This is a genomic window from uncultured Pontibacter sp. (assembly GCF_947492645.1).
Classification (GTDB): Bacteria; Bacteroidota; Bacteroidia; order Cytophagales; family Hymenobacteraceae; genus Pontibacter.
In genome coordinates this window covers 72,180-92,128 of record NZ_CANLMZ010000007.1, presented here as the reverse complement: position 1 = coordinate 92,128, position 19,949 = coordinate 72,180, and the positions used below count along the sequence as shown (strand labels likewise).

Sequence of the window (19,949 nt, the reverse complement as noted above, 5' to 3'; positions counted from 1 at the left end):
ATGCATTTTACTTTACTTTGGGGCTCTTTGCAGATATACTGAAGCAGCTTGTATTTTCAGAGGAAAAGCGAAAAGGACCGACACAAACAGAAACATAACCCGTACTACAAATAATTAACAGAAACTAACAGCCATGAGAGACGATTTTGACTACGAAGACGACTTTTCAAGCGATTTCGACGAGGAGGAGGATGATGACTTCGGCATGACATTCGAAGAAGACGTGTATCTGATGATACGGGAGAAGCTTCGTGATACCATTCAAGAGTTTAAGTTAAAGTACCCTGAACTTAAAAAGCTGGAGAATGCTGTTAGCTCGTTTAAAGTAAATGCTAAGAATACTGATGACTCAAAATTTTATCCGCTTGCGGCCAAATTACTTAGCGAGCACATCAAGCCTCTTACAACTGACTCGGAGGAAATACAGGAAATTTACGATAACATGCAGGCAGACATTGCACGTTTTAAGAACCAGCGCGCACATGGCCACGAAGGCGACTTTTATTTAAGTTAAATTTACTTCTGCTCTAAATAGAAAAAGCTTCTCCAGCAACTGGAGAAGCTTTTTCTATTTAGAGGAAAGCAGCAGGCACATATTTACATTCAAAAATAAGATGTATATAAGCCCAATTCTATATAACAACATTTTAAATACAATTAAATGTTGCTTACAGCTAAAAATTAATTACTTTTGTGACGCAATCATGCAACCATTATATGGTTTTAGGTATCTAATTACTAGACAACTTATAAAAAACCAACCGTGATACTTACATTACTACGCTACCCAAGACTGAACAAACTTAACTCTCCGTTTAAAATGACGCAGACAAAGCTTTTAAAAGGAGAACAGTACTTAATACAGACCGTTGACAAAAAGTTAGCGCTCACTACTCATCGCCTTATTTTAAGAAGGCTGCCCTGGACACTATTTGGCCAAACGGCAGTTAACCTGGAGGATATTAAAGGTTGGGAAGTAAAGGCAACAGGTAAAACATTATACTTTGGCCTTAGCCTTTGCATGGCCCTGTTGGTTTACTTTGATGACTCTTTTACCTTGCTAAGCGGGTTTTTCCTGATGCTATACTTGATGACGCGCCACAACCGCGTGCACGTTAAATCGCAGAACGGAACAATGGTATTGCCCTTGGAAGTTGAAGAAGAACGCGTTGCCAACCTGATAGAAATGGTTAGAACAGCAAAACATACAAGACAGGCTCAACTACAGCACCAATCTTAAGTATAAACCCTGGATTTACAGTTATTGAAAAGCACCTTTACAGGTGCTTTTTTTGTTTGAACAGGAGCAGTTAACCCATATCTTACCCTCACGTGCACAATAATTACTATATTTAAGGGTTAAAAAAACCTGAAGCAGTATGGCAGCAGAAGATCTGATCTATGAAGACAAGGTGAAAGAGCACCAAAGAAAGATAAAGCAGGTATTTGAGGAGGTAGGCAAAGCGGTAATAGGCCAACAATATATGGTAAATCGCTTGCTGATAGGCCTTTTCACGGGCGGCCATATTTTATTGGAGGGTGTACCGGGCCTTGCCAAAACACTAACAATTAACTCGTTGGCAAAAGCATTGCGCCTTGATTTCCAGCGTATTCAGTTTACCCCCGACCTGCTGCCCTCCGACCTTATCGGAACGATGATCTATAACCAGAATGCCTCGGCATTTGAGGTAAAAAAAGGTCCTATCTTCGCTAACCTTATACTTGCCGATGAGGTAAACCGCTCTCCGGCCAAGGTACAGTCAGCGCTGCTTGAGTCGATGCAGGAAAAGCAGGTAACCATTGGCGAAACTACTTTTAAGCTGGATCTGCCTTTCCTGGTGCTAGCCACTCAAAACCCTGTAGAGCACGAAGGCACATACCCGCTGCCAGAGGCCCAGGTAGACCGCTTTATGATGAAAGTGTACATTGATTATCCAAAGAAGGCCGACGAACTGGAGATTATGCGCCGCATGGCCAACATGTCTTTCCAGGATTCGGTGGCAAAAGTGCTTTCCAAAGAAGATATCTTTAACATCCGGAACGATATCAACCAGGTGCAGATATCGGAAACGCTGGAACGCTACATCATAGAACTAGTGTTTGCCACGCGCCGCCCTGCCGAGTACGACTTAAACGAGTTTGCACCTTATATACAGTTTGGCGTATCGCCGAGAGCAAGTATAGCCCTTAACAGAGCGGCCAAGGCTGTGGCATATTTTGATGAACGTGATTATGTACTACCAGAAGACATAAAAGAAGTGGCATATGATGTGATGAACCACCGCATTATACTTAACTACGAGGCAGAGGCCGACGGCATCACCTCCAAAGATTTTATAGAAGCCATACTTCGCAAAGTACCTATCAGCTAAATACAGGCTGTAGTGGCAGCGGCTACTGAACTCAACATCTCAAGCAGACGTAACAATAACTCCCGGCACATTTTTGCGTGTGCCGGAAGTTATTGTTTTATACTTAAACTACCTCCTATGTGGAAAGGCCTTCTAAAGCTATACTTATTCAGGAAACTTTTTGGCGGTGGCGGCACGGCAGGCGGCAAGGGCGGTTGTGGCCTGGGTGCAGGCTGCTTAGGGCTGGTGTTGATTATAGTTATCATCGTGTTCGTGCTGCGTTCCTGCGGCGGCGATGCCCCTACATCTACTTTCTAAGTGGAGCAAAAAAAGGAAGCCCACCAAATTGGCGGGCTTCGCACAGCGCGGGAGACTAAGCCTCGCTGCTAGTGATTGCCACGATGTTTCTCACCCATACATGTGCAACCAGTATTATAAATCCTGAATTAGTAATCTGTGTTCTGCGGATCAAAGTTAGTCCAACCTGCAGTCCAGTCTGTAGTACCGAATGCTCCCCTGAAGCTAACAGCTTCAAAGCCACTTACCCCATCAAAACTAGCTCCCGAAAGTAGCTCAGAGCCAGCACCCGGAAGAAAGGCAGGTACACCAGCTTGTTTGAATGCACCGTCTACCTTAAGATCAGTATTAGCAGCTTTAATTACATTGTTGTTGCTGTCAAACCAGTTCTGGATATTAAATGTGCTGTTAGCTGCCAGGTTTAAAGGTGATTTAGCGCCAACGATCACGTTGTTCTTAAACTTCAGTTCATTTGCTGTGTTGCCTTCTACAGCAGCGCCATCTAACAATATGCCATTTGGCCAGCCTGCTATTACAGAGTTGTAAACCGAGATTTTAGTGTTTTTCTTGAAATGTATACCGCTGCCATAGTTGGAGTTAGCCGTTGTATTAGCTATAGCCAAAGGGCCAAACAAACTTACGTTAGAGAATTTTGCCATTGTGAAAGGCGTGTTCTGAGAGCCATTTTTATCATTGTCGGTCTCAAAGCCATTTGATTTAGATACGTCGGCCACATTAGGGTCAGAAATGCCCACCGCATATTGTATCGTTCCTGAATAACCGTTGTCTGTATCAAACATATCATCAACAGTTTTATAGGCAACCAGGTGTTTTGCGTTTACTGTACCACCAAACCATTCGAAAGCATCATCGCCGCCAAAAGAAACCTGCACGAAGTCTACCTCTGTGCCATTACCAACACCGCCAAATGTAATACCGTTGATCTCGTTGTCTGTCTGATAGGCTATCCCGGCAAACTCAACGCGCACATACTTCAGCACACCTGAATTGTCGGCAACATTCGAACCTCCGTATAACCTGTCTACGCCGCCCTCAATGGCAGTAGAGCTACCAGAGTTTACAGGAGCGTTACCAAGTATAATCAGGCCGCCCCAATCTCCGGCTTTACGCGTGCCTTTTGCCTCGTTAGATGTGAAAACGATTGGCTTCTCTGCCGTACCACGGGCAATAAGCTGGGCACCACGCTCCACAATAAGAGAGCCTTTTGTAAGCTTGTCTCCTTTTATGATAGTACCTGGCTCAACTGTAAGTTTTGCAGGAGCCTGAACATAAACAAAGCCCTTTAGTAAGTACTTTTTATCAGCTTTCAAAATCATGTCAGAAGTGATGCTGCCGCTTAGCTCAACTACTTCCGTATTTTGCTCAACCGGAGTTGGCTCATCATTTTTATCGTCTTTACATGATACAGATGCCACACCTAATAATGCGAGCAGGAGTAATGTGCTTACTTTTTTCATTGTTGTCAATTTTGGGTTAAAAAGTTGATTTGTTTGTTCTGGATTGTGTGTTAAAACTTGTAGGTAATGCCCAGAGTAGAGTAGCTACCACGTTTAAAAGTGGTGTAATCATCATCTACCCCTCTGATTTTGGCATCATTATTTGAGTCTTGTACTAACCTTACTTTTTGGTTCAGGATGTCCTGAATGCCAGCTTTAACTTCGATATGCTTGCCAAACCCTTTGGTTACTGCGAGGTCTATCATGTTGCGAGGCATCTCGTAGACAGTTGGCTCATCGTTGTCTCCTACAGCAAAAATTCGTTTGCCGATCACGTTGTACAGCAGGTTTATTTGCAGGTCTTTTGCTTCATCCAGATAGTATAGGCCAGCATTTACTATAAATGGAGACTGGCCGTACATAGCTCTTTCTTTTGCCTGGTTCTGCGCCTTATCGCCTAAGCTAATGTTGCTCTCTATGAGCGAGGCATTTAAAACAAAGCTTGTATTCTGTATAATGCTGCTGTTAGATAAATCCAGGAAAGACTTCCTGATCTCGGTTTCTATGCCATAGCTTTGAGCACTCTCTGCATTGTTGGTTTCAAAAATAGGGTTGCCTGCAGAAGGCAGTATATAAGTTTCTATAGGGTTCCTGAAGTATTTGTAAAAGCCACCGATTGAGATTACCTCCGTTGGGTTAGGGTAAAACTCATAGCGTAAGTCGGCATTGTGGATGGTGGCAGTTGTAAGCTCTTCATTTCCTTGTATCTCAGCATTTAACTGAAAGTCGTAGTAAGCGAAAGGCGCGAGTTCCCGAAACGCTGGCCTGTTAACGCTAACGCTGTAACCGCCGCGTAGCAAAGACCGAGGACTGAAATTATAAGTGGCATTAACTGATGGAAGTATACTTGTGATCGGGTTATCTACATTAACCGGTACACCACCATATCTTGTTGTCTCTAGTTGCTGGCGGTTATACTCTACTCGCACCCCGCCTGCTATATTTAAGGCTGATGATAAAGGAAGTGATCCTCCTACATAACCTGCCAGCAGCGTGTTAGCAGCATCATACCTGTCTGTTGGGTTGGTGCCTTCCGCTAAACTAAAGCCTGATATAGCGTTTATACTTTCTGAGGTAAATAGCTGCGACAGCGGCAGCGTAAGTAAGCTTTGGTTAAAGTTAGATGGATCTGCTACGGTGTAGGCCATCCAGCGGGCATCAAAGCTTCTATCTTTTCTTTCGGTGTAAAAGCCTGCTCTTATTTTTGGCTGGTTTTGACTAAGCGTGTCGCCGCCATTCAATTGGTGCTCCACCTGGGCGCTTGCCGTAAAGGTGTTCTCATTCAGCTCAGCGTAAAAGCGCCCAGCATCAAACGTAGACGCACTATACGGTATTACCCACATAAAGGGATTATCCGTGTTGTAGTCGCGCTGCGAACGTATTCGCTTGTAATCCGGCTCGTTCCTGTTGGTGTAGTTGTAACCGGCAAGCCAGGTAAAACGTGTTCTATCATCGTTCCTGTCGTGTGTGCCCTGCAGCTGCCCAGAGTAAATAGCGCGACTTTCGTATCGCTGTGCATAGTTGTTCACATCAACGTTTTTGCCCTGTACCTCAAAACCTGTGCGCTCTATCACCTGGCTTTGCCCCATTTGGTTAAACAGGTTCCGGAATTCAATTTTGTTGCCGCTATTTAACCTGAAAGCCCAGTTGCTAACTATCCCAAGTCTTACATTCTGGCTATACTCTTTATCCTCAAAACGGTACTGAATTCTGTCTGAGGCCGGTACCCCCTCAAAGTATTTGGTGTAACGATATCTTGTCACATCAACAAACTGGTTGGTATTGCTGTAAGAAACAGAAGAAATGTTGCTTGTCTCGGTATCACCTATAAAGAAGCGACGGGTTAAGCCAAGAGACATTCTCAGATCAGGGAGCGCTGTCGAGGTTTCTGCCCCCCATCTGTTATTTAATGATCGTGCAGCATTTACTAAAGCATCACCTCTTACAGTATTTAAGTCCGCAGGAAAAGCACCAGGCAATGTACGCGTACCATCATCATAACCTAAAAAGTCAGTTTTGCCTCCTTTGTAGCTTCTAAAATCGCTAAATGTGGTTCCGGCACGGTGTCCTCCCGTTATATTTAATGTGGTAGTATTATCAGTAGCAAAGTTTTTAGTGTATACTTTTATAACACCGCCGCCAAACTCCCCGGGTAGCTCCGGCGATCCGGATTTGTAAACTAGTATGCGATCAAGTACGCTTGTAGGCAGTATATCAAAAGAGAAAGCGCGTGAGTCAGTTTCCGTGCTTGGTGTAAGGGCATCATTCAGCATTACAGTATTGTAGCGTTCGCTAAGGCCACGGATCATGATGTAGCGGTCGTTCATTACAGTTACGCCAGGTATTCTTCGAACTACAGCTGCCGCATCCCGGTCCAGGGACTTGGCAATTTGCTCCCCTGAAACTCCGCTTACCACTATCTCACTCGATTTCAGGTCTTGCATGAGCGCCATCTCAGTATTTGTTTGGCGCGTGCCCACAACCTCTACTGCCTGCAGTTGGGTAGCATTTTCCTCTAGCTGTATATTAAGGGTTGTTGTTTGCCCTGGGTTTACTTGTACACCTGCATTTTCAAAAGGCTTGTAGGCAAGAAAAGTGGCTGACAACGTGTGGGTGCCTGCCTCTAGCGGTAAAGTATAGTTTCCTTCAAAATCGGTTGTGGTGCCCTTAGAGGTGCCTTTTATAAACACCACGGCTCCAATTATACCTTCGCCGGTTGTTTTATCGGTTACTTTGCCTTTTAGCGTGCCTTGTTGGGCAAACGCAGCAACTGCGGTGGCAATAATGGTGAGAATTGTGAGTAAGGATTTCATGTCATCTACTTTTGATTAGTCTCGATGCAAAAGTAGAGGGAGCATGTTACCTCATAATTATAGGTAAATTACCCTTTCGTTAAGATTGCCAGCCATACTTAAACAAAGGGTTAAGCCAGCATTAACGAAATGTTATCTTTACACCCATAATACCCCTTACTACAGATTCAGCACAGTATTCCTGACTTAATTGGGGCTACCATAAGTATGGCTAATTTGTTAACATTCATTTAACATAGAGGTAATGTTGCCATAATACTTACTATTGTACTTTGCATAGATAACCTCTAGGGTCTGACTAACCCTTTGGTTCACAAACACTTTAAACATATACACACTATTACCTGATTTCTCACCCATAATGATAGTAATGAATTGGAACGGCAAAGCTGCGCTGGCAGGTGCTGCCTTGAGTTTAATTGCCTTATCGAATGCCTTCGCACAAACAGACACAACCGGGACCACAGCAACAATAGCAACACCTACCACCACGGCGGTGAAGCAAGGCGATCATGAAAAAAAGAAGGCCTGGTATGAGATACTCTCTATAAGAGGCTATGCCCAGATCAGGTATAACCGCCTGCTCGAGACAAACCCGGATTTAAAATGCGACCAATGCGACAGATCACTCGGTGAGAACGGAGGTCTTTTTATCAGGCGTGCCCGTTTAGTTATTAGCGGTAATGTGCATGACCGGGTATTTATATACATTCAGCCCGACTTAGCCTCATCTGCCAGTTCTACTTCGCTTAACTTTTTGCAGCTGCGCGATGCTTATTTTGATGTTGCCCTGGATGCCGGTAAAGCGTATCGGGTGCGAATCGGGCAGAGTAAAATCCCCTATGGGTTTGAGAACCTACAGTCGAGCAGCAACCGCCTGACCCTGGACCGTAACGATGCTCTTAACAGCGCCATCGCCAACGAACGTGATTTAGGAATGTTTTTTTATTACGCACCAGCGGCAATACGCAGCCGTTTTGAAGAGCTTACAAACAAGGGCCTGAAAGGCAGCGGAGACTACGGTGTGTTAGGGCTAGGCTTTTTTAACGGGCAAACAGCTAATAAACCAGAGGCTAACGACAACCTGCATGTTGTAGCAAGAGTATCTTATCCGTTTAAACTAAAAAACGGCCAGTTTATCGAGCCTGGTGTGCAGGCTTATACAGGTAAGTATACTGTTGCCCCAGATCAGGTAAGTACCGGAGTGCAGGCAAACGAAAGCTATACCGATCAGCGCGTGGCCGCCACATTAGTAGTTTATCCGCAGCCGCTAGGTTTTCAGGCAGAGTATAATATAGGCAAAGGCCCCGAGTACAACCCTGAAACAAATTCTATCACAGAGCAAACCTTACAGGGAGGGTATGCACAAGCCATGTATTTGTTCAGGGCAGGCAACCAAACCATCATGCCATTCTTAAAAATGCAGTATTACGACGGCGGTAAAAAACACGAGAGAGACGCCGCCGGCTATCTGGTGTATGAGACAGAGATCGGGGCGGAGTGGCTTGTGATCAAAAACCTGGAGCTTACAGCTTTATACGCTATCGGAGATAGAACTGTGAGAAACGCCGCCAACCCGATGAATCAGCAACACGGCAACCGTTTAAGACTGCAGGCACAGTTTAATTTCTAAAGCCATTTTATAAACTTTATTGCAGGCCCCTTTTGCACGGTGCAGAAGGGGCCTTTTTATACCAGCAACACGATAGCCACCTGTTTGAAGCACCTTCCCCACCTGATCCACTCTACCTTCTTCATACTAGCTTAGCGTTTGCTCGCCATACTTTTATACTTGCTATGTATGTTTGCTGGCAAGTATAAAAAGGCACAAAACAATTAATTTACCCCATCCGCAAAAGCCTTAACAATAAGATAACATTGAGGTAATTATCGAGTAATATAACGCAAGTTACTTTGCACCGTAAATTGGCATGAAGCTATAAAAGCAGCCTGACTAACTGCTTTAAGCAACAACCATATGGCCTGATTAACCATATCATGCCAGGTAACATCAAAGGAAAACTCACCTAATCCTTTTAACCGTGGATTTACGCTGCAAAAGAGCTTATTTATTACTCATAATCTGTATACTAACCACTTATACTTCCTTTGGGCAAAGTATAAATAACTCCAAATTTGGTAAAGGGCTGCAATTTGTAGCTGCAGATTCTTCGTTCAGCATAAAGCTGGGTACACGCTTCCAGGTGCTGTACCAGGGAGTGCAAAATGCGGAAACGAACAATTGGGATGACCGCATACTTATCCGCAGGGCACGCTTAAAGTTTGACGGCTTTGCCTACTCGCCTAAGCTGGAGTATAAAATAGAGTTAGGCCTGAGTAACAGCGACATTGGCAGCGACACGCCAGACCAGACAAACAACGCCGACAACATTATACTTGATGCAGTAGCCAAATGGAACTTTGCACCAAACCTGTCTCTTTGGGTTGGCCAGACAAAATTACCAGGCAACCGAGAGCGTATTGTTTCCTCCCAAAAAATGCAGTTCGTGGATCGCAGTCTGCTAAACGCACAGTTTAATTTAGATCGCGACGCTGGCTTGCAGCTACACCATCAACATAAAATAGGCAATGTGGTGCTTCGCGAAGCAGGCGCCATAAGTATGGGCGAAGGCCGCGATATTACAGTAAACAATGCGGGCGGCTACGGCTACACAGCTCGCTTTGAGGTGCTACCTTTCGGCGAATTTAAAGGCGATGGCGATTATGTAGGGGGTGATATTGAGCGAGAACAAACACCTAAATTAGCCTTGGCCGCCTCATTCGATTACAACGATAACGCTTCCAGGTCACAGGGCCAGCTTGGCGATTTCCTTAGTGCCGAGCGAGACCTGCGCACACTTTTTTTAGATGCCATGTTCAAGTACAGAGGCTTCTCATCCATGGCTGAATATGCCAATCGAAAAGCTCCGGACGGGCCTGTTGTTTTGACTGATGATACAGGAGGCGTAGAAGAGACCTTTGTGACGGGAAACGCTTTCAACATTCAAGCTGGATACATATTCGCCACTAATTGGGAAGTAGCCGGACGCTATACCAGCTACGACCCTACAGCCGCTACGGGCCTTCGCGACCAAAAGCAGTATACCCTTGGTTTGTCAAAGTATATTGTTGGGCACTCGCTTAAAGTGCAGAGCGATATTACCCTGCAGGATGAAGAAAACCGCCCTGAACAGTATCAGTTCAGGGTTCAGTTCGAGCTGGCACTTTAGCCCCATGTAGCATAGTTGATACTACTATACTTGTATTGCAGTACCAAATTAAAATCTAATAAGCAGGTATTTAACACAACACTATAACCAAATTGGCTTATGCTAAACTTTAAGCGTAACAACACAACATTTGCCGCTGCTTTATTACTAAGCGCATCGCTGCTGCTTAGCTCCTGCGGTGGCAACAGCTCTAACGAAGCAGCTGGGAACCTGGCAGGCACCGTGCAGATCGACGGATCATCTACCGTATACCCTATCACAGAGGCTGTCGCAGAGGAGTTTCGTGCTGAGGCTCCGGATGTGAGAGTAACCGTAGGCGTGTCTGGTACAGGCGGCGGCATGAAGAAGTTTACCCGCGGCGAGATAGACATGGTAAACGCATCGCGACAGATAAGTGAGGCAGAAGCTGAACAAGCCAAGGCAAGCAACATAACGTATGTAGAGCTGGAGGTAGCTTATGATGGACTGACAGTAGTAGTGCACCCTGAAAATGATTGGGTAAAGGATATTACAGTAGCTGACCTGAAGAAAATATGGGAGCCTGCCGCACAAGGTAAGATTATGCGCTGGAACCAGGTGCGCCCGGAGTGGCCTGACAGAGAAATTCACCTTTATGGTGCAGGCGTTGAGTCTGGCACTTACGATTATTTTACGGAAGCTATTGTAGGCAAAAGCCATTCGAGCCGCGGCGATTATACTGCCAGCGAAGACGATAATGTACTAGTACAAGGTGTATCGTCTGACCCAAATGCATTAGGCTTTTTTGGGTTTGCTTACTACGAAGAAAACCAGAATAAACTAAAAGTTGTACCCGTAGACAATGGCAAGGGTGCTGTACTACCCTCTCTCCAAACAGTAAAAGATGCCTCTTATGCCCCACTTTCACGCCCCTTGTTCATTTATGTTAACTCAAAAGCGGCAGCTAGACCAGAGGTAGTGGAGTTTATAAACTTTTACCTTGACAGCGCCCCTGAGCTTAGCCAGGAGGTAGGTTACATCCCGTTGCCAGACAGCAAGTATCAGGAGCAGAAAGAAAAGTTTAAGCAATTTGCTGACAGCTTAAAGAAATAACCTGAAATACACACAGGCACTTGTTTTAGCACACAAGCCAAAGCAGATGCTTAAAAAAAACACATCACCTTGAGAGTATCCGAAAAAATAATCGAGGGCTTGTTGTGGTTATCAGCCGTAATCACAATACTCATCACGATAGGCATTATCTGGGTTTTGCTCTCAGAGTCTATCAGCTTTTTCCAGGTGGTGTCGCTTAGCGAATTTCTGACTGAGAAAGAATGGACCCCGCTGTTTGCCGATAAAAAGTTTGGTATAATGCCCTTAGTAGCGGGCACTTTGCTTACCACCGCCGTTGCCATTGCAGTAGCTTTGCCCATTGGCTTAACCATAGCCATATACTTAAACGAATACGCCCATGCCCGCATGAAGCAGATCGTGAAGCCGCTGCTAGAGGTGCTTGCCACCATTCCAACGGTAGTGTATGGCTTTTTTGCCTTAACCGTAGTTACACCTTTTCTGCAGCAATTTATACCTGGCATGGCCGGTTTCAACGCTTTGTCGGCGGGTATTGTGATGGGCATCATGATCATCCCGATGATCTCTTCTTTAAGCGAGGATGCCATCAGCGCGGTACCGCGCTCCTTGCGCGAGGCTGCCTACGGCATGGGCTCCACACGCTTGCAGACATCGTTCGGTGTAATGGTCCCGGCTGCCTCCTCTGGTATTGTGGTCTCGGTTATACTTGCCATCTCCAGGGCTGTGGGCGAAACCATGATCGTAGCTATTGCGGCAGGCCAGCAACCACGCCTTACCTTAAACCCGCTGGTGCCCATCGAAACCATTACCACCTACATTGTGCAGGTAAGTATGGGAGATGTGCCACGAGACTCCCTGGAGTATAAAACCATTTTTGCGGCAGGTATCACCCTCTTCGTCTTCACGTTTGCGCTGAACAACCTAAGCTTCTGGATCAAAAAGAAATATCAGGAAAAGTATGACTAATTCTGAAAAAAACAGGCTCAAGGATAAAGCCTTCCAGGTCTTCGGCATCTTCTGCACTTTTATCGGTTTGGTAGTACTGGCTATTTTCCTGTTCGATATTGTAATTGAGGGTGTCAAGCGCATCGATTGGGATTTCCTGACGAGCCTGCCATCGCGCAGGGCCAGCCGGGCAGGTATACTTACCGCTTGGGTAGGCACGCTGTGGATACTGGTGCTTACCACCCTGATTGCTTTCCCGTTGGGTGTGGCAGCAGGTGTATACTTAGAGGAGTACGGCAAAAAAAACAGGCTCTCTAGTTTTCTGGAGATTAACATTGCCAACCTGGCCGGTGTACCTTCTATTATCTACGGTTTACTTGGCCTGGAAATATTTGTAAGGCAGATGCGCCTGGGCGGCAGCTTATTGGCTGGCGCACTCACATTGTCGCTGCTTATACTTCCGATCATTATAGTAACCACACGCGAGGCCATAAAATCAGTACCACGCAGTATCCGCGACGGTTCATTTGCCCTGGGTGCCTCTAAGTGGCAAACGGTTTGGTTCCAGGTTCTTCCGGCATCTTTTGGAGGTATACTTACAGGCATTATACTGGCGCTTTCGAGAGCGGTGGGCGAGGCTGCCCCGCTTATTGTAATCGGAGCCCTGGCTTACGTGCCTTTCACGCCATCATCACCAATGGATGAGTTTACCGTACTGCCAATTCAGATCTTTAACTGGACATCCAGGCCACAGGAGGCATTCCTGAACAACGCAGCTGCAGCCATCATTGTACTTCTGATCATCACCTTTATGCTGAACGGAATAGCCGTATACTTGCGCAACCGCCAGCAACGAAAAATAAAGTGGTAAAACACCATGAGTAAAAAAGACATAAAGCTCGAAGCCCAAGCCTTAAACGCCTACTACGGCGATTTCCATGCCCTGAAGAACATCAACATTGCCATGGAAGAAAAAAACGTTACTGCTTTTATTGGCCCATCCGGCTGCGGCAAGTCTACTTTTCTGCGCACTTTTAACCGCATGAACGACTACATAGATGGGTTTAGGGTAGAGGGCCAGATACTGCTCGACGGAAACAACATCTACCAGAAAGATGTGCAGGTAGATGAACTGCGTAAGCAAGTAGGCATGGTGTTCCAGAAGCCAAACCCCTTCCCTAAAAGCATTTTCGAAAACGTAGTGTATGGCCTTAAAATACAAGGCATCAAAAACAAAGCGGTATTAGCCGAAGCGGCAGAAAAGTCGCTGCGCCAGGCTGCCCTTTGGGACGAGGTAAAAGATAACCTGAACAAATCTGCGCTGGCGCTGTCGGGGGGGCAGCAGCAAAGGTTGTGCATTGCACGCGCGTTGGCTATCTCGCCTACTGTACTACTGATGGACGAGCCGGCATCTGCCCTGGACCCCATCTCTACTGCTAAGATAGAGGAGCTGATCTATGAGTTGAAGAACCACTACACCATAGTAATTGTAACGCACAACATGCAGCAGGCCGGCCGTGTAAGCGACCAGACAGCCTTCTTTTACATGGGAGAGTTGGTAGAATATGCCAAAACAAAAACCATGTTCACAAGCCCTAAAGATAACCGCACCCAAAACTATATTACAGGCCGTTTCGGTTGATCTCGGGTTACTATACACACATTATACTTTTGATTCTTGTGTTTTCTGAGCTCCTAAAAAAATAAAAATGCCGCACATAGATAAAGAATTAGAGCGCCTCAAAGTCAAACTCCTGGAAATGTGGGACCTGGTGGAGTATCAGCTGCAAAGTGGTCGCGAAGCCATGCTGACGTCCAACACAGAGCTGGCAAAGCTGGTAATTAAGCGCGACAAAAAAGTAAACCAGTTTGATGTGAAGATAGACCGCATGTGCGAGAACTTCTTTGCACTATTTACCCCTGTTGCCGTAGACCTGCGCATGGTGCTGGCCATACTTAAAATTAACGCCAACCTGGAGCGCCTCGGCGATACTGCGGAAGGAATAGCACGCTTTGTAAAGAAGCTGGACGCGCCCATGCACCCGGAGCTATTGGAAAAGACGCAGGTAGTACCGATGTATGAAGAGGCCCTGGCTATGTTTGCCGCATGCCGGGTTGCTTTTACCTCAAACGATACGCAATTGGCTAAGTCCATCATTAAACGGGATAAGGCGCTTAACAAGATCTACCGCAAATCCGATGGCATTGCAACTGAGTTTATGCAACAGCACCCGGATCAGATTTCAGAGGCTCTTGCTTTGCTCTCCATCATTAAAAAGCTGGAGCGCGTAGGCGACCAGGTAACCAACATCGCCGAAGAAATTATCTTCTACCGCGAAGCCAAAGTGGTAAAGCACAAACAGGACAAGAAAAAGAAGAAGGACTAGTTGCTACTTATATAGTTGCTGCCTCAACTTTACAAAGTATAAACAGGAGAGCATGGATCATAGCGTTTCATGCTCTCCTTGTTTTGCCGCAGGTTTATTAAAGTATAAATGCAGCCAAGAACAAGGTGACTTTAACCGCATTTCTGAGCAAGCAGAGAAGTATACTTCGTAGCGTAAGTATAAAAGGACAACCCATATTCCCTGACCTTTCCCGTTTGCTTGTCTGGCTTTCGCAGCTTACACCTGCATCCGCATTATTTAAACAGATGGGCCGCTTAACCAGGCTGCTATTGGCCACTTTAGCAATTAACCTTTTTGTGCCGTACCTTTGCGGTAAAATAGAGGCACTATGCTGTTTAAAGAAGTTTTATACCTGATACAGAAGGACCTGGTGCTGGAGTGGCGACAGAAGTATGCCTTTAACGGCATGATATTGTATGTGAGCAGTACCGTTTTTGTGTGCTACCTCAGTTTCGGGTTGCGCTCTAATGTACTTACTGTCCCCGTCTGGAACGCCGTGCTCTGGATTATACTTTTGTTTACGTCTGTCAACGCTATTGCCAAAAGCTTTATGCAGGAAAACCGGGGCAGGCTGCTATACTTCTACTCTATCGTAAGTCCGCAGGGGGTTATACTTGCCAAGATCGTTTACAACGCGATGATCATGCTGGTGCTGGCCCTCATTTGCTTTGTGTTTTATGCTTTTGTACTGGGAAATCCGGTGCAGGACGTGCCCATGTTTCTGCTAACCATACTTTTAGGCGCCATTGGTTTCTCCACTTCCCTAACCATGATATCGGGCATAGCCTCTAAGGCGGCTAACAGCGGAACCTTAATGGCGGTACTCAGCTTTCCGGTGATCGTGCCCATGTTGCTCATGCTCATAAAAATGTCTAAAAATGCCTTGGATGGCTTAGACCGTAGCACCAGCCTCGACGAACTACTTACTTTGCTTGCCATAAACATGATCGTTGTCACCGTTTCTTACATCTTATTCCCGTACCTTTGGCGTTCGTAAGGTAAATGCCCGTTTAGTAAGTATAAATGGCCTTTTTTGAACCCCAGGCGGAAGTAAAAACTTAGAAAAGTTGTTATCAACCTGGGAGAAAAACGAAAAGCTTTAGAATTTTAAAGTAAAAATGAAGAAAAACTGGTGGAAAATATTGGCTGTTGTACTGTTGGTTTTTACAGTAGTTGCCGGTATGTTATCTGATGTTCCGAGGTTAGCCATCCTTAACGAGACCATCAGAAACCTATACTTTCACGTGCCAATGTGGTTTGGCATGATCCTGATCCTGCTGATTTCTGTTGTTTACTCCATCAAATACCTGCGCAACCCCACAACCAGAAACGACGTGATTGCCTACGAGGCTGCCAAGGTCGGTATTCTTTTCGGTGTGCTGGGCATTGTTACCGGCATGGAATGGGCAAAGTTTACCTGGGGCGAGTACTGGAGCAACGATCCAAAACAAAATGCCTCGGCTATAGGCCTGCTTATATACTTTGCCTATGTGGTGCTGCGCAGCTCTTTTAACGAGCAGCAGCAGCGTGCCCGCATCAGCGCAGTATACAATATTTTTGCCTTTGCAGCGCTTATCCCGCTCCTGTTTATACTTCCAAGGCTTACCGACTCGCTGCACCCTGGCAATGGCGGTAACCCCGGCTTTAACACCTATGATCTGGACAGCCGCCTGCGCTTGGTGTTTTACCCTGCCGTACTGGGCTGGACGCTGCTGGGCATCTGGATCGTAAACGTGAAATCAAGATTAGAAATACTCAGACAACGCTTATATGAAACTGTTTAGAATACTGGCCGTGTGGTGCTTTATACTTTTTGCCACAACTGGGCTGCAACAGGCACAGGCACAACCTGAACAAACAGAAGTCGAATTCTCGTCGGCTCCGCAACCAGAAATTGAAATGGCCGACACGCTGCGCCAGGATGGTAAAATTTATGTGGTTGTGGTTGTACTGCTTACTGTTTTAGTTGGTTTGATCGCTTACCTGGTTACCCTGGACCGTAAAGTGGCAAGGTTGGAAAAGCAGATGCGGGATTAAGGATTTGAGTTAGGTATTTGGTAATGCCCTGCCTTTAAAACGCTGAATCAAATGCCTGAAAAGCAAGTATAAAATAAGCCGCATGCAATGGATTTTTATTCTTCTGTTGCGTGTTAGGCTACAAGAAAAGCAGAAAAGTCATTTTTACAAGGATGAAAAAAACGCATATCATCGGGATTTTAGTTATCGCAGTAGCGATCGTTATTATCATGTCGTCGGTTGGCGATGCCAGCACCTATGTTTCTTTTGGCGAGGCCATTGAGCGCTCCGAGGATGGAGACATGACGAAAGTACACGTGGTAGGCCGCCTTAAGAAAGACCCTCAGGGGCATATAGTAGGCATGAACTACGACCCACTTGTTGACCCTAACTACTTTACGTTTATGCTGGTGGATACAAACCGCTACGAACAGAAGGTAGTGTACTTTAACCCAAAACCACAGGACTTTGAACGCTCAGAACAGGTGGTAATCACGGGCAACATGCAAAACAACGTGTTCGTGGCTGATAAGATTCTGTTGAAGTGCCCTTCTAAATATACTGAAAACGAAGTGCAGGCAAACACGGCAAGCCTGTAATTTAGTTAAGAGTTGATAGTTAAGAGTTAAAAGTGATAGCTCTTTTCTTCTTCAACTCATAACTCTCAACTTTAAACTTTTAACTATCAAACATGATTAATACGCTGATTGGGGATATAGGCCATGCGAGTGTGATTGTGGCTTTTGTTGCGGCCATCGTGTCCTCTTATGCTTATTTTATGGCATCTCGTGCCGCAGTAGAGGCTACCGGAGACACAAGCTGGCGTAAGCTGGCACGTGGTGCTTTTTACGTGCATGGCGCTGCCGTGTTTATGGTAATCTTTGCGTTGTTCAATATCATTTACGAGCACCGTTACGAATATTACTACGCCTGGAGCCACTCCTCTAACCACCTGGCGGTTCACTACATGATTTCCTGCTTCTGGGAAGGCCAGGAAGGCTCGTTCCTGCTGTGGATCTTCTGGCATGTGCTGCTGGGCTTTGTGCTGATTAGAGGCGGAAAGAAAAATAAAGAGTGGGAAGCGCCTGTAATGGGTATATTCTCTTTTGTGCAACTGTTCCTTACCTCCATGATTTTGGGAGTAGTGATCGGTGATTTAAAGATTGGCTCCTCTCCTTTTATCCTGATGCGCGATTTCATGACAGATGCTCCGGTGTTTGCCATGGACCCGAACTTTGTACCGCAGGATGGCACGGGCCTTAACCCGCTGTTGCAAAACTATTGGATGGTTATTCACCCTCCTACCCTGTTTTTGGGCTTTGCCGCCACACTAGTACCTTTTGCTTTTGCAATGGCCGGCCTATGGAAAAACAAATTCTCAGAGTGGATTCGTCCGGCATTGCCATGGGCACATTTTGCTGCCGTATCACTAGGTATCGGTATCATGATGGGTGCTTACTGGGCTTACGAAACGCTTAACTTTGGTGGCTACTGGAACTGGGACCCGGTTGAAAATGCCGTATACATTCCGTGGCTGGTACTGATCGGCGCCATCCATACGATGATTGCTTACCGCCGTGGCAAGTCCGGTTTAAAGGCATCTTTTATACTTGTGATCACATCCTTTATACTTATACTCTACGCTACTTTCTTAACGCGTAGCGGTATACTAGGTAACGCCTCCGTTCACTCTTTTACTGACCTTGGCTTATCTGGTCAGTTGTTTGCTTACCTGGGTGCTTTTGCCGTGCTGGCAATTGTGCTGTTGGTGTACAAATGGAAGCAGATCCCTACTTCTGAAAAAGAGCTTTCTACTTACAGCGGCGAGTTCTGGGTATTTATCGGAGCCATTGTGCTTTGCCTTGCAGCTTTCCAGGTGTTGTTTACCACTTCTATTCCGGTTTACAACTCATTCCTGGGCTTCTTCGGCATAGAGTCTAACGCGGCCCTGCCAGCCGACCAGATTGCACACTACACCAAGTTCCAGCTTTGGGCAGGTGTAGGCGTTGCCATACTTACCGGTATTGGCCAGTTGCTGTGGTGGCGCAAAAGCGATAAAGGCGGCTTTACCGAGGCTATAATGCTGCCGGGTATGCTCACGCTGTTGTTTGCCAGCTTGATCATCGTGCTGTCTAAACTAGGCGTTATCGGCAACGAGACAATTGATAACCCTGTGTACATAATACTTCTGGTAGCTTCACTTTTTGCCGTGTTTGCGAACCTGAGCATTATCCTGAACCTGTTGCACAAAAAAGTAACCCTATCGGGAGGCGCTGTATCGCACATTGGTATAGCCCTGATGCTGATCGGTATCCTTTTCTCTTCAGGCTACTCTAATATCGTGTCGGAAAATACATCTGGCCTGGTTTACTCTCGTGAGTTCCCTGAAGAAATTAACCGTGACAACGTGTTGCTATGGCGCAACGCCCCTGTAGAGATGGATAAGTATACTGTTAGCTACCATGGTCAGTTCCAGGAGGTTGAAGGTGTGCCAGGCTATGTAAACCGTGAGTTGCTTTTCCCGACTGCAGATGAGTATAAAGCCATTGCACGTGGCCGCATACAGGCAGGCGATAAAGTATACTTTGAGATAGGTGATACATTAAACCTGGAGTCGCCGGAAAATACGTATTACGAGGTGCAGTACAAAGAGCGCGAAGGAGACAAAACTTTTACGCTTTACCCACGTGCGCAGGTTAACCCGAACATGGGCTTGCTTGCCTCACCGGATATCAAGCACTTTGCAGACAAAGACCTGTACACACACGTTTCTTCTGTTCCGGACCCTAATGAGGAGAAAGACTGGGGAGACTTAAAAGAATACGAGTTAGCTGCCGGCGACACGATAATTCTGAACGATTACGTAGCACAGTTTAACGGAGCAGAAGTTATCAAGACTGTGCCAGGCATTGCCTTAAAAGAAGGTGATATAGCAGTACAGGCTGATGTTAAAATCTTTGGAGAAAGAAAGACCTATCATGCACACCCTGTTTTAATTTACAAAGACGGCATGGCAGGTTACTACCCTGAAGTGGTAGGTGACTTAGGCTTAAGAATGACTTTATTGAATGTAGACCCTGAGCAAGGTAAGTTTAAGTTTGGTGTAAACACTACCCAAAAGGACTACATCATTCTTAAAGCGATGGAGAAGCCATTTGTGAACATACTCTGGATTGGCACCATTGTGATGTCTATTGGTTTTGTGATGGCTATTGTGCGCCGCAATAAAGAAGGCGGCACTCCTAAAGCAGCAAAAAAACCAAAGAAAAATAAAGAAGTACAAGCTGCCTAGTACAGCCTCTGTTAAGCAAAAAGCCCTTGC

At 45.8% G+C, this 19,949-nt stretch carries 18 protein-coding genes; 16 read left to right on the top strand and 2 right to left on the bottom strand.

What is annotated here, in order from left to right; translation table 11 throughout:
- Positions 1-133: 133 nt before the first annotated feature.
- From Q1A23_RS09780 to Q1A23_RS09765, 4 genes are all read left to right on the top strand, one after another.
- Positions 134-514, top strand: a complete 381-nt coding sequence (locus tag Q1A23_RS09780; RefSeq protein WP_299822528.1) for a hypothetical protein — start codon at positions 134-136, stop codon at positions 512-514.
- 249 nt (positions 515-763) lie between these two features.
- Positions 764-1,240, top strand: coding sequence for a hypothetical protein (locus Q1A23_RS09775; RefSeq protein WP_299822525.1), 477 nt, complete (start codon positions 764-766; stop codon positions 1,238-1,240).
- Between the two features lie 139 nt (positions 1,241-1,379).
- Positions 1,380-2,372 carry a MoxR family ATPase gene (locus Q1A23_RS09770; protein WP_299822523.1) on the top strand — a complete coding sequence of 331 codons (993 nt, stop codon included), beginning with the start codon at positions 1,380-1,382 and terminating at the stop codon, positions 2,370-2,372.
- 117 nt (positions 2,373-2,489) lie between these two features.
- Positions 2,490-2,669 carry a hypothetical protein gene (locus Q1A23_RS09765; protein WP_299822520.1) on the top strand — a complete coding sequence of 60 codons (180 nt, stop codon included), beginning with the start codon at positions 2,490-2,492 and terminating at the stop codon, positions 2,667-2,669.
- A 128-nt stretch (positions 2,670-2,797) separates the two neighbouring features.
- Here Q1A23_RS09765 and Q1A23_RS09760 read toward each other — a convergent pair whose 3' ends face one another.
- Together Q1A23_RS09760 and Q1A23_RS09755 are read right to left on the bottom strand one after the other, a co-directional pair.
- Positions 2,798-4,126, bottom strand: coding sequence for a T9SS C-terminal target domain-containing protein (locus Q1A23_RS09760; protein ID WP_299822517.1), 1,329 nt, complete (start codon positions 4,124-4,126; stop codon positions 2,798-2,800).
- A 50-nt stretch (positions 4,127-4,176) separates the two neighbouring features.
- Positions 4,177-6,978, bottom strand: coding sequence for a TonB-dependent receptor (locus Q1A23_RS09755; protein ID WP_299822514.1), 2,802 nt, complete (start codon positions 6,976-6,978; stop codon positions 4,177-4,179).
- 361 nt (positions 6,979-7,339) lie between these two features.
- Here Q1A23_RS09755 and Q1A23_RS09750 point away from each other — a divergent pair, with 361 nt between their 5' ends.
- The 12 genes from Q1A23_RS09750 (at position 7,340) to ccsA (Q1A23_RS09695) (ending at position 19,919) form a co-directional block, all read left to right on the top strand.
- Positions 7,340-8,611, top strand: a complete 1,272-nt coding sequence (locus Q1A23_RS09750) for a porin (protein WP_299822511.1) — start codon at positions 7,340-7,342, stop codon at positions 8,609-8,611.
- 409 nt (positions 8,612-9,020) lie between these two features.
- The gene (locus tag Q1A23_RS09745; RefSeq protein ID WP_299822508.1) at positions 9,021-10,208 is read left to right on the top strand and encodes a porin; all 1,188 of its coding nucleotides are present in this window, start codon (positions 9,021-9,023) and stop codon (positions 10,206-10,208) included.
- Between the two features lie 99 nt (positions 10,209-10,307).
- The gene (locus Q1A23_RS09740) at positions 10,308-11,279 is read left to right on the top strand and encodes a PstS family phosphate ABC transporter substrate-binding protein (protein WP_299822505.1); all 972 of its coding nucleotides are present in this window, start codon (positions 10,308-10,310) and stop codon (positions 11,277-11,279) included.
- 69 nt (positions 11,280-11,348) lie between these two features.
- On the top strand, positions 11,349-12,224 hold the full coding sequence (gene pstC / locus Q1A23_RS09735) for a phosphate ABC transporter permease subunit PstC (RefSeq protein WP_299822502.1): 876 nt from the start codon (positions 11,349-11,351) through the stop codon (positions 12,222-12,224).
- Positions 12,217-13,074, top strand: coding sequence for a phosphate ABC transporter permease PstA (gene pstA, locus Q1A23_RS09730; protein WP_299822500.1), 858 nt, complete (start codon positions 12,217-12,219; stop codon positions 13,072-13,074). Before pstC ends, pstA begins: the two co-directional genes overlap by 8 nt.
- 21 nt (positions 13,075-13,095) lie before the next feature.
- Positions 13,096-13,845 (top strand): phosphate ABC transporter ATP-binding protein PstB, encoded by a 750-nt coding sequence (gene pstB, locus Q1A23_RS09725; RefSeq protein ID WP_299822950.1) that lies wholly within the window; start codon positions 13,096-13,098, stop codon positions 13,843-13,845.
- Positions 13,846-13,912: 67 nt separating this feature from the next.
- The gene (gene phoU, locus Q1A23_RS09720; RefSeq protein WP_299822498.1) at positions 13,913-14,590 is read left to right on the top strand and encodes a phosphate signaling complex protein PhoU; all 678 of its coding nucleotides are present in this window, start codon (positions 13,913-13,915) and stop codon (positions 14,588-14,590) included.
- Between the two features lie 349 nt (positions 14,591-14,939).
- Positions 14,940-15,608 (top strand): heme exporter protein CcmB, encoded by a 669-nt coding sequence (locus tag Q1A23_RS09715; RefSeq protein ID WP_299822495.1) that lies wholly within the window; start codon positions 14,940-14,942, stop codon positions 15,606-15,608.
- A gap of 121 nt (positions 15,609-15,729) precedes the next feature.
- The gene (gene ccsA, locus Q1A23_RS09710) at positions 15,730-16,395 is read left to right on the top strand and encodes a cytochrome c biogenesis protein CcsA (protein WP_299822492.1); all 666 of its coding nucleotides are present in this window, start codon (positions 15,730-15,732) and stop codon (positions 16,393-16,395) included.
- Positions 16,382-16,648 carry a CcmD family protein gene (locus tag Q1A23_RS09705; RefSeq protein ID WP_299822490.1) on the top strand — a complete coding sequence of 89 codons (267 nt, stop codon included), beginning with the start codon at positions 16,382-16,384 and terminating at the stop codon, positions 16,646-16,648. The genes ccsA (Q1A23_RS09710) and Q1A23_RS09705 overlap by 14 nt, the downstream gene beginning before the upstream one ends.
- Before the next feature lie 152 nt (positions 16,649-16,800).
- Positions 16,801-17,226, top strand: coding sequence for a cytochrome c maturation protein CcmE (locus tag Q1A23_RS09700; protein ID WP_299822489.1), 426 nt, complete (start codon positions 16,801-16,803; stop codon positions 17,224-17,226).
- A 92-nt stretch (positions 17,227-17,318) separates the two neighbouring features.
- Positions 17,319-19,919, top strand: coding sequence for a cytochrome c biogenesis protein CcsA (gene ccsA / locus Q1A23_RS09695; protein ID WP_299822486.1), 2,601 nt, complete (start codon positions 17,319-17,321; stop codon positions 19,917-19,919).
- The last annotated feature ends 30 nt before the right edge of the window (positions 19,920-19,949 follow it).